This is a genomic window from Pandoraea sp. ISTKB (genome assembly GCF_001721285.1).
Lineage (GTDB): Bacteria > Pseudomonadota > Gammaproteobacteria > Burkholderiales > Burkholderiaceae > Pandoraea > Pandoraea capi.
Genome location: NZ_MAOS01000043.1, coordinates 67,653 through 74,152 on the forward strand (window position 1 = coordinate 67,653; position 6,500 = coordinate 74,152).

Here is a 6,500-nt window from a genome sequence, read left to right on the forward strand (position 1 = left end):
TCGTCACGTGGCAAGCGCCCCATGGCCGCTGCGCTCATCGGCGCAGCGATGCTCGCACTCGCCGGCCTCGCCACGCCCGCGTTTGCCGACGATCCTCACGCCATGCACATGCAGCACAGCCACGGCGGTGAAGCGACCGCCATCGGCGAACCGGGGAACGACGCCAACGCCACGCGTACCGTCGACGTCGACATGCGCGACACGATGCGTTTCTCGCCCGCCACGCTCACCGTCAAGCGCGGCGACACCGTGCGCTTCGTGGTCACCAACAACGGCAAGATCCGTCACGAACTGACGCTGGGCACCACGGCCTCGCTCGCCGAGCATGCGAAGATGATGCAGCAGATGCCAGGCATGACCCATGCCGAGCCGAACGCCGTGACCGTCGACCCCGGTCAGAAGAAAACGCTCGTGTGGCACTTCACTCAAGCCGGAACGGTGGACTTCGCCTGTCTGGAGCCGGGCCATTTCGAAGCCGGCATGAAGGGCGTGATCAACGTGCGCTGATCGTCAGGCAACGGCAGTGCTGCCCTCGCGAGCCGACGTGCGAGGGGGGCACTGCCAGCCAATTCACGGCGAACGCTTCATCACGAACTTCAGCGGCCGGATGGCGAGGCGCTGCGGTTGTCGTGTCAGTCCGGGCAACGTTCGAGGCCGCCACTCAACGCTTCGGTAGCATCGGCCTCGAACGCTTCCACGTCACGCACTTTCAGCAGGAGTCGCAGCGTGACGGCGTCGTCGTAAGCGGCGTCGAGCACCTGCGCGGCGTGACGCTCCGCTAACCTGCGCAGCGTCGCCTCATGCGCGAACGTGCAGCGATATCGCGGCTCGACCGTCGGCTCGACAGCGGTGAGCGTCGCAAGCTTCAACGCTTCGCTCACCGCCTGTCCGTACGCTCGGGTCAGTCCGCCGGCGCCAAGCTTGATGCCGCCGTAATAACGCACGACCACAGCGAACACGTTCGCCAGCCCCTTGTGCATGAGCACGTTGTACATCGGCTTGGCGGCGGTGCCTCCCGGCTCGCCGTCGTCGTCGAATCCCGACGCGCCCTCGCACAACAGTACCCAGCAGTAATGCGTGGCGTTCGGAAAGCGCACGCGCAGCGCGTCGAGTTCGCGCATGGCCGCTTCACGCGACGCCACAGGCATGACGATGCCGATAAACCGGCTCTTCTTGATATCCAGCTCGGTTTCGACCGGCGCTGCCAATGCATACATACGGGTGCCTTAGCGTCTTACAGACGCACCTCGCCGCGTGCGAGTTCGATCACATTCCCACCGACGCGGATCTCACGATCAACCGTAACTTCCAGCGTCAGACGACACGGACGCTCGACAGCATCGCCCTGCGACACGCGTGCGCGCACCGGCAACGGGTATCCCTGCCCGATCAGCCAGCCGCCAAGGTTCGCGCACGCCGAACCGGTGCCCGGGTCTTCGCTCACGCCGCCCCCTTGCGTGGTGAAGAAGTAGCGCGCCGTGACCTGCAATTCGTCGCCCGACCGGTCGTCGATGGAGAAGACATAGCCGGTCTTGCGCTCCAGACTCGACAGCGGCCAGCGCTCCAGCTTCGCGCTGTCAGGCTGGGCTCGGGCCACGGCCTCGGCGTTACGCACCGGAATCAGCAATTGATCGGCGCCCGTATCGACCCATTGCGGGGACTGCGCCAGATCGTCACGGGTCAGGCGCACGAGCGCGGCGATGTCCGAGTCGGCTTCGTGCGCCTTCGCGATCTTGGGCTCGCCCGTCGACGGCGCCGTCAGCGTCCAGTGATCGCCCTTCGCCTGTACCGGCACCAGACCAGCCGCAAACTGCAGCACAACCTTATCGCCCAGGTTGCGAATGGCGCGCAGCACATGCGCCGTGCCGAGCGTCGGGTGGCCGGCAAAGCGCATCTCGTAGCCGGGGGTAAAGATTCGCACGTGAGCGTCGGCCGTCTCCGAGGGCAGGATGAACGTCGTCTCGGAGAGATTGAACTGGCGCGCAAGCGATCGCATCTCGTCGTCACTCATGCCGCGTGCGTCCTCAAACACGCACAACGGATTGCCGCCGAAGGTGGATTCGGCGAAGACATTGACGATACGGAAGGCGTAACTGCGGCTCATGACGATGCTCCAGTAAGGCGTGGATCGGACGGGTGGCGCAGCCCTCACACCTCGTAAGCATGAGCGGCTGCCGATGAATCAGCCTTGCCTGCCGTCTCGCTGGCCGGCCGGCTGACCTTTCGAATGAAGGTTCGTAGTCTCGCACATCGAGGCATGGCGCGCGCACCGTTGTCTGCGCTTTCACCGGCTTTCAGCCTGTTGCACCCCATCGCCTAAGAATTGTCTGCCCCTTCCTCGGAAATTCGGCTGGAAAGGGCCTCATCCAATTGTCATCTAAAAAAGGACAATTATTCTCAATTCAGGCAGATTGTGGTTTTCCATGGGGACTCTAAAATGTCATTCATCGAGGCCAACCAAGCCTCTTAACGACACAATGTAGACAGGAGCCCATCATGCTGGACATCAGAAAAGCCACCGACCGAGGCGTTGCCGACCATGGCTGGCTGAGCTCGCGCCACACGTTTTCGTTCGCCAATTACTACGATCCGAAGCAAGTCGGTTTCTCCGACCTGCTGGTGATCAACGACGACCGCGTGGCGCCGGCACAGGGCTTCGGCAAGCATCCGCACCGCGACATGGAGATCTTTTCGTACGTGCTCGAAGGCGCGCTCGAACATAAGGACACCATGGGCACGGGATCGGTGATCGAGCCGGGCGACGTGCAGTTGATGAGCGCCGGACGCGGTGTGGCGCATAGCGAGTTCAACCACTCGCCCACGTCGCCGGTGCACTTCCTGCAAATCTGGATCGTGCCGAACCAGACGGGCATCGCCCCCGAGTATCAGCAACAACGCTTTACGCCGGAAGAAAAGCGCGGCCAGCTGCGCAAGATCATCTCGCCGGACGGCAGCGACAACTCGCTGCACATCCATCAGGATGCGCGCGTGTATGCCGGGTTGTTCGACGGTGACGAGTCGGCCACGCTGACGCTTGCACCGAACCGCTACGCCTACGTGCATGTTGCACGCGGCAGCGTCAGTGTGAACGGCGTAGCGCTGGGTGAAGGCGATGGTGTGCGGGTGCGTGACGAAACCGCGCTCACGATCGCCAACGGCAACGATGCCGAAGTGCTCGTGTTCGATCTTCGTCCGGTGGAAACGCCTGACTTCTAAGGCGACGCGACAGCGTTAAAGCGAGTTAAGGCGAGGCAACTCGCAACCCGTGGACGCGGCCTACGGTAGCTTCCCTACGTGCGCCGCCCCTCGGACACCGCCTTCCCTCGGTGTCCACGCGGCTGGTACCTCACGGTGCCGGCCGCACTTTTTTGTGCCGACGCAGGATGTCGGCATGTCTCGAATGCATCGACGCGCGAACGACAAGCGCACCGTCAGCGCTCACCGCTCAGGTGTCTCGCATCGACAACGAGCAGGCGTCGCCACGCGCGTCGCGGCTGACCGTCACGCGCGAGAGTCCTACGAGATGTGGCGCAAGCGCGCGCCAGATGAAAGCGCAGAGATTTTCCAGCGTCGCCGGCCCGAGCCCGGCAACATCGTCGAGTAGCCGATGATCGAGACGCTCGCTCACGCGAGAGAGCGCCACATCGAACTGCGCGAGATCGAGCACCATGCCCGACTCACCGATAGGCGCGCCCGTGACCTCGACCGTCGCACGGTAGCTATGACCGTGGATGCGGCGACTCGCGTCCATGCTCGGCGGGTCGATGTCGCGCCGGTTCAACGTGTGCGCCGCTTCGAAAACGAAACTGCGCGACAACGTGAACTGCGCGCGTGCCTCGGGCGACACCTGCGTGCGCGAGCGGCCCTGCGCCGTTCGGCTCAGCGCGCGTTCCACCGGCTGGGTCTGAGCCTTCGCCGAACTCGCACGACTCATGCGCCAGCGCCCGCCGTGTCCACGACGCTGCTCGGCTCGTCATCCATTTCCAGCGGCAACGCGTGCGCGGCATCGCGCCAGGCGGCGTCGCCCTGCGCGAGTTCGACGACACTCAGGCGGCAAGCCTGAAACGCCTTCTCGATGGCATCGCGATCGAGATCGCGGCCGATGAACACCACTTCGTTGATGCGGTCGCCCCAAGGCGCTTCCCAATTGGCTTCGATGGCGGTTCGCTGCGGATCGCCAGCCGGCGGCCAATGTTCCGGATCGGCCGCCGCCCACCACTGGCCGACGGCTTCGAGCGTGGCCGTATTGCCCGCACGCGAATAAGCGAGCGCCCACGCCGGACGATTCGCCGCCCAGACGTAGCCCTTCGCACGAATCAGGCCATCGAACGGCATCGACATGAACGACGCAAAGCGCGCCGGATGCATCGGCTCACGCTGACGCAGCACGAAGCTCGTCACACCGTAGGTATCGGCTTCGGAGTCATGTTCGCCCACCAGCGCCTGCGCCCAGCCGGCCATCTGTTCGGCGCGATCCGGATCGAAACGCCCCGTGCCGAGCACTTCGCTCAGCGGCACTTGCCCGCGCTCGCCGAGCACGATTTTGGCCGTCGGGTTCAGACCGGTGATCAGCGCCTTGACGGCGTCGAGTTGCAACGCGTCGACGCAATCGACCTTGCTCACCACGACCACGTCGGCGAATTCGATCTGCTCGGTCAGCAACTCGGCGAGACGTCGTTCGTCTTCGTCACCGGCGACTTCGCCACGTTGCGCGAGCGTGTCCAGACCGTTGAAGTCCTGAAGCACGTGCAGCGCGTCGACGACCGTCACCATCGTGTCCAGACGTGCGACGTCGGCCAGCGATTGACCCGCCTCGTCACGAAATTCGAACGTCGCGGCGACCGGCATCGGTTCGGCAATCCCGGTCGATTCGATCAGCAGATAGTCGAAGCGGCCGTCCTGCGCGAGTTCGCGCACAGCGATCAGCAAGTCCTCGCGCAACGTGCAGCAGATGCAACCGTTGCTCATCTCGACGAGACGCTCTTCGGTGCGCGAGAGCGCCGCCCCGGCGTTGATCGCGCCGCGCTCGACGAACGAGGCGTCGATGTTGACCTCGCTCATGTCGTTCACGAGAACGGCCACGCGCAGGCCGTCGCGATTGCGCAGCACGTGATTGAGCAGCGTGGTTTTGCCGGCACCGAGGAATCCGGAGAGCACGGTCACGGGCAGACAGCGATCGACGTCGCCGGTTGAGCCATTCCGGTCGGTCTGGCCAGCGGGAGAGAGCGGGAGAGTCATGACAACAAAATCCTGTGTTCTGGGGGCAGGCTTTCGCCCGAAGGATGCGCACCGACGGCCCATCCCCGAGGATGGTCTCGCCGCACCGGGGCCTGGGAAGACCGGTGCACCAAGTCGTGACGCCGTTGGCGCTCGCCGTCGGGGGGACCGGCACAGCGTCACACCATCGCGGGCGCGTCGGCGCGCATTCGTGGCGATGCCAGACAATCACCGGACATCGCATGGCGGATGAAGACCGCACGTTTTCTATATGCAACACAGTTGCAATATTGCGCGATGATACGGCGAGCCCTCTGATTTTGCAACTCAGTTGCACATAACCGACACGTCACCGACATTTCCTCTCCCACGGGGGGCGAAGTTTGTCTCCTGAAACACCGCGTCGCGGCGCGACACTTTGCCGCGCGGGCGCATCACGGCTGGAACCCGCGCGCGGCTGCGCCAGTCTGCAAGGTCTGCGATACTGCGCAGGCAGTGCGGCGGGAGCGTGCGACGCACAGGCCCTACGCGCTGCCGGGCCGCGATGTCCGCGCCCCCGACGTCCTGTCGGTGATGTCTCAGCGCTGATGTCTTGTCGCTGATGCCTCACCGATGACGTCTTACCGATCTCTTCGCGATCTCTCCGATCTATTTGTCTCGACTCGAATCCGATATGCGTACTTCCAACCTCGCTTCCCACGATGCCCACCCTGCCCCGGCGCTGCGTACCGACGGCCGACTGCGTCGTGTCGTCCAGGGCCTCGCCGTGGCGGCCGCCATCGGCCTGACCGGTCTCTCGCAGGGTGCATGGGCGCACGCGCACATCGCGTCGAGCGAGCCCGCCGCGCAAGCCACGGTCGAGGCACCGAAAGTGGTGCGCGTGACGTTCGACTCGGCGCTCGAAGGCGCGCTCTCGAAGCTCACCGTCGTCGACGCGAAGGGCCGCGCAGTGACCGACGCCAAGCCCGAACTCGACGCTGCGCGCAAGACGCTCACGCTCGCCGTCCCCGCCCTGTCGGCCGGTGACTATCAGGCGAACTGGGTCGCTGTGGCCAGCGACGGCCATCGCACGCAGGGCACCTTCAAGTTCACCGTGAAGTGATGTCGGCGGATCTGGCAGCCGGGACGTGGCAACCCGCAACGGCGGGTCTGCTCAATCTCGCGCTGGCGCTCGCCCTCGGCGTGTTGCTGCTGCGCAGCCCGCACGCCGTGCGACGCGGGCTCACCGTGCGCGTACTCCCCGCTTTCGCGGCGGGGCTGGCCGTGCTCGCCTGGCTGGCCTA

Annotated in this window: 8 protein-coding genes; 4 read left to right on the forward strand and 4 right to left on the reverse strand. The window is 64.9% G+C overall.

The genetic code is table 11. The features are described 5' to 3' along the window. Positions 1-21 precede the first annotated feature (21 nt). Positions 22-507 (forward strand): plastocyanin/azurin family copper-binding protein, encoded by a 486-nt coding sequence (locus A9762_RS17265; RefSeq protein ID WP_069343254.1) that lies wholly within the window; start codon positions 22-24, stop codon positions 505-507. 125 nt (positions 508-632) lie between these two features. Here the strand turns inward: A9762_RS17265 and A9762_RS17270 are convergent, their stop codons facing one another. Further along, positions 633-1,217, reverse strand: coding sequence for a YigZ family protein (locus A9762_RS17270; RefSeq protein WP_069343244.1), 585 nt, complete (start codon positions 1,215-1,217; stop codon positions 633-635). 17 nt (positions 1,218-1,234) lie between these two features. Beyond that, complete coding sequence (locus tag A9762_RS17275; protein WP_069343245.1) at positions 1,235-2,104, reverse strand: PhzF family phenazine biosynthesis protein; 870 nt, start codon at positions 2,102-2,104, stop codon at positions 1,235-1,237. 392 nt (positions 2,105-2,496) lie between these two features. On the opposite strand from A9762_RS17275, the gene A9762_RS17280 reads away from it, so the two are divergent. After that, positions 2,497-3,216, forward strand: coding sequence for a pirin family protein (locus A9762_RS17280; protein WP_069343246.1), 720 nt, complete (start codon positions 2,497-2,499; stop codon positions 3,214-3,216). A gap of 229 nt (positions 3,217-3,445) precedes the next feature. Here the strand turns inward: A9762_RS17280 and A9762_RS17285 are convergent, their stop codons facing one another. Both A9762_RS17285 and A9762_RS17290 read right to left on the reverse strand, forming a co-directional pair. Beyond that, positions 3,446-3,934 carry a 6-carboxytetrahydropterin synthase gene (locus A9762_RS17285; RefSeq protein ID WP_083254021.1) on the reverse strand — a complete coding sequence of 163 codons (489 nt, stop codon included), beginning with the start codon at positions 3,932-3,934 and terminating at the stop codon, positions 3,446-3,448. Next, complete coding sequence (locus A9762_RS17290; protein WP_069343247.1) at positions 3,931-5,238, reverse strand: GTP-binding protein; 1,308 nt, start codon at positions 5,236-5,238, stop codon at positions 3,931-3,933. The genes A9762_RS17285 and A9762_RS17290 overlap by 4 nt, the downstream gene beginning before the upstream one ends. Positions 5,239-5,890: 652 nt before the next feature. On the opposite strand from A9762_RS17290, the gene A9762_RS17295 reads away from it, so the two are divergent. Together A9762_RS17295 and A9762_RS17300 are read left to right on the forward strand one after the other, a co-directional pair. After that, positions 5,891-6,319, forward strand: coding sequence for a copper resistance protein CopC (locus A9762_RS17295; RefSeq protein ID WP_083254022.1), 429 nt, complete (start codon positions 5,891-5,893; stop codon positions 6,317-6,319). After that, positions 6,319-6,500: hypothetical protein (locus A9762_RS17300; protein ID WP_139133272.1), on the forward strand; the 182-nt coding region annotated here is incomplete at its 3' end. The genes A9762_RS17295 and A9762_RS17300, both read left to right, overlap by 1 nt.

Coding starts and splice junctions, on each gene's coding strand:
- A9762_RS17275 (WP_069343245.1), bottom strand. CDS start 2,104: ATGAGCCGCAGTTACGCCTTCCGTATCGTCAATGTCTTCGCCGAATCC.
- A9762_RS17265 (WP_069343254.1), top strand. CDS start 22: ATGGCCGCTGCGCTCATCGGCGCAGCGATGCTCGCACTCGCCGGCCTC.
- A9762_RS17295 (WP_083254022.1), top strand. CDS start 5,891: ATGCGTACTTCCAACCTCGCTTCCCACGATGCCCACCCTGCCCCGGCG.
- A9762_RS17290 (WP_069343247.1), bottom strand. CDS start 5,238: ATGACTCTCCCGCTCTCTCCCGCTGGCCAGACCGACCGGAATGGCTCA.
- A9762_RS17285 (WP_083254021.1), bottom strand. CDS start 3,934: ATGAGTCGTGCGAGTTCGGCGAAGGCTCAGACCCAGCCGGTGGAACGC.
- A9762_RS17280 (WP_069343246.1), top strand. CDS start 2,497: ATGCTGGACATCAGAAAAGCCACCGACCGAGGCGTTGCCGACCATGGC.
- A9762_RS17270 (WP_069343244.1), bottom strand. CDS start 1,217: ATGTATGCATTGGCAGCGCCGGTCGAAACCGAGCTGGATATCAAGAAG.